Here is a 2,984-nt window from a genome sequence, read left to right as displayed (position 1 = left end):
GCATATGCCCCACGAAAACCCGTCCCCCGAACCACACCGAACCCCGACGGACACCGGACGGCCCAGCCCCACCAAAAAGCCCCCGCCCCGCGAGGAACTCGCAGGTCGGGGGCTTGCTGGTGAACGGTTACTTCTTCTTGCCCTGGGGTTTCGACCGCCCGGGCGAGCACCATCGGGCCCGTTCCGTTGTGTGCGGCGACGGTTATCTGGGGTTGTCAAGAGAACGTGCAGGTCAGCGCGAGTTCGGCCGTTCAGGCAAGTGAGTCACGCAGCGCGAAGCAGGCCCCCTGACGAGCTGTGTCGCGGAGCGTCGAAAACGGGCCCCGGGCGTCGGTCGCTGCTGCGGCGGGGGACGTGCCGGGGCCCGTTTCTGGTGATCGTTGATCAGGTGTTGCAGCCGGTTCCGGTGGTGGGGTTGGTGCAGGCGTTGTGACCGGTTCCGCCGTTGTTGGTGTTGGTCCCGGGTCCGCCGTTGAGAGCGTCGTTGCCGGGTCCGCCCTCGTTGGCGTCGTTGCCGTTGCCGCCGCTGAGGGTGTCGTTGCCGTTGCCGCCCTCGACGCGGTCGTTGCCGTCGCCGCCGGACAGCACGTCGTTGCCGTCGCCGCCGCAGATCAGGTCGTTGCCGCCGCGGCCGTCGACCACGTCGTTCCCGGCGAGAGCGAAGATCACGTCGTCGCCGGGGGTGCCGGTCAGGACGTCATTGCGGTTGGTGCCGGTGATGGTGGCCGTGGCGGTCGCGCAGGTCAGCGCCGGCTGGGGCACGACCCCGATCGCCACCCCGAACGGGAGGTCGCCGACGGGGACGGTGGCCACGACGGTGTTGGTGTTCGTGTTGATCACGGACACCGTGTCGGCGTTGGCGTCGGTGACGTAGGCGCGGGTGCCGTCCGGCGACACCGCCACCTCTCGAGGCGCATCGCCGACGGGGATGGTGGCGACGACCGTGTTCGGCGCCGTGTTGATCACGGACACCGTGTCGTCGTCGGCGTTGATGACGTAGGCGCGGGTGCCGTTCGGCGACACCGTCACTCCCTGGGGCGCATCGCCGACGGGAATGGTGGCGACGACCGTGTTCGGCGCCGTGTTGATCACGGACACCGTGTTGGCGCTGAAGTTGGTGATGTAGGCGCGGGTGCCGTTCGGCGACACCGCCACCCCGAATGGGAAGCCGCCGACGGGGACGGTGGCGACGACCGTGTTGGTGTTCGTGTTGATCACGGACACCGCGTTGGCGTCGGAATTGGTGACGTAGGCGCGGGTGCCGTTCGGCGACACCGCCACCCCGATGGGAGCAGCGCCGACGGGGACGGTGGCGACGACCGTGTCGGTCGCGGTGTTGATCACGGACACCGTGTTGGCGCTGAAGTTGGTGACGTAGGCGCGGGTGCCGTCCGGCGACACCGCCACCCCCAGGGGCTCAAGGCCGACGGGGACGGTGGCGACGACCGTGTCGGTCGCGGTGTTGATCACGGACACCGTGTCATCGGCGCGGTTGGTGACGTAGGCGCGGGTGCCGTCCGGCGACACCGCCACTTCCCACGGCGTATGGCCTACGGGAACCGTGACCACCACCGTGTTCGTCGCCGTGTTGATCACCGACACCGTGTCAGAGTGGAAGTTGGCGACGTAGGCGTAGGTGCCGGGCGGCACGGCCTGGGCGGGCTGCGGGGCCACCATGGGCAGGGCCAGGCCGGCCACTACGACGAGGCCTGCCACCAGCGCCCGCAGCAACCCATCCCACCACGAGCGACGCGCTCGAAGACCAGGCGGCGCCGACGACGGGAGGGCCTCCTGCGCGCCCACCCCCCTCACGGTTTGACAGATAGCCACAGCAATCCTCCCGACCGGACTGACAGAATCGAACGTATTATGACAGTTCGTCACATTAGGTATGGCGGCGACGCGCGACCGCCCCGACCATGGGCCGGGGCGGTCGCCTGGACGTTCGTGCGCCCCACCGAGACCGCACCCGGTCCGGCGTCGCGACTGAACCGGAGGATCCGGGGCACGGAGGCGGGCGACTGGACCCAGGCACGCCGCAGCCCGCGAGCACGGCATGCACGCCCTCCGGCACTTCTACGCGTCCGTGCTCCTGGACGCCGGAGAGAGCATCAAGGCACTCGCGGAGTACCTCGGCCACTCCGACCCGGGCCTGACCCTCAAGGTGTACGCGCACCTCATGCCGAGCAGCCGGGACCGGGCCCGGAAGGCTCTCCGGCCGCAAGATCACACGGGCTGAGGTTCCGGAGAGGTTCCAGAGCACGAAAACGCCTCCCATCCGCGCCGTATGCGCAGGTGGGAGGCGTGATCGCTATCTCTACTTCTTCTTGCCCTGGGTCTTGCCGGAGATCTTGGTGACCTGCGTTTTCGCTGCTCAGGGGCGATAGGCTCGTACGCTTGGCCGTCGTCGTTGGTCGTCATTGGCCGCTGTTGAGCAACGTCGGACGGCCCAGAGGCGGCCCAGCTTCAGCCCGCTCGACCGAGAGCCGGCACCTTCGACACGCCCCGTCTGAACCTCAGCGCGATCGTCATGCAGGCTGCTCGTTTTGTGGGGACGGGGGGTCAGGAAGGCTTGACCGCCGAGACCGGGGTGACGGTCACCTTGTTGTCGCACTCGGCCCACCACCCGTCGTTCAGGGCGACCTGGTGCTTCCCGGAGTGCGGCAGCCCGATGACCATCGTCGGATACACCGCCGGGGTCTTGCCCGACACGCAGTAGCCGTCGCCCTCCCCCTGGACCTGGACGAAGGTCAGCTTCACCCACGCCTTGCCGTGCGGCCGGACCGTCACGGTGGCCGCCCTGCCGGTGGGGGTGACCTTGAGCGGGGTGTTGTGGGCGGGGGAGCCGTTGCCGGCGCCCGCGACCGTCGGATGGCCCTTCAGGACGCACGTCTTCCGCGAGACGTTGGTGAACTGCACGACCGCCGCCCCGGTCCCGGTTCCGACGGGCGGGTGGGCGGCCTGCCGGGCGCTGACCTGGAGGG

The 2,984-nt window shown here is 69.2% G+C and carries 2 protein-coding genes and 1 pseudogene; 1 reads left to right on the top strand and 2 read right to left on the bottom strand.

What is annotated here, in order from left to right; all coding sequences use genetic code 11:
- Positions 1–384: 384 nt before the first annotated feature.
- On the bottom strand, positions 385–1,731 hold the full coding sequence (locus FNH09_RS45815) for a YVTN family beta-propeller repeat protein (RefSeq protein WP_152895784.1): 1,347 nt from the start codon (positions 1,729–1,731) through the stop codon (positions 385–387).
- A 301-nt stretch (positions 1,732–2,032) separates the two neighbouring features.
- On the opposite strand from FNH09_RS45815, the pseudogene FNH09_RS45810 reads away from it, so the two are divergent.
- Positions 2,033–2,239: pseudogene (locus tag FNH09_RS45810) on the top strand (tyrosine-type recombinase/integrase); the annotation flags it as partial.
- Between the two features lie 323 nt (positions 2,240–2,562).
- Here FNH09_RS45810 and FNH09_RS45805 read toward each other — a convergent pair.
- On the bottom strand, positions 2,563–2,984 hold a 422-nt coding region (locus FNH09_RS45805), incomplete at its 5' end, for a DUF4232 domain-containing protein (RefSeq protein WP_152895783.1).

The sequence above is a fragment of the Streptomyces adustus genome (assembly GCF_009377175.1).
In the GTDB taxonomy this organism is placed as follows: domain Bacteria; phylum Actinomycetota; class Actinomycetes; order Streptomycetales; family Streptomycetaceae; genus Streptomyces; species Streptomyces adustus.
The sequence above is the reverse complement of the archived record's forward strand: the minus strand, read 5'-3'. Positions and strand labels throughout refer to the sequence as shown.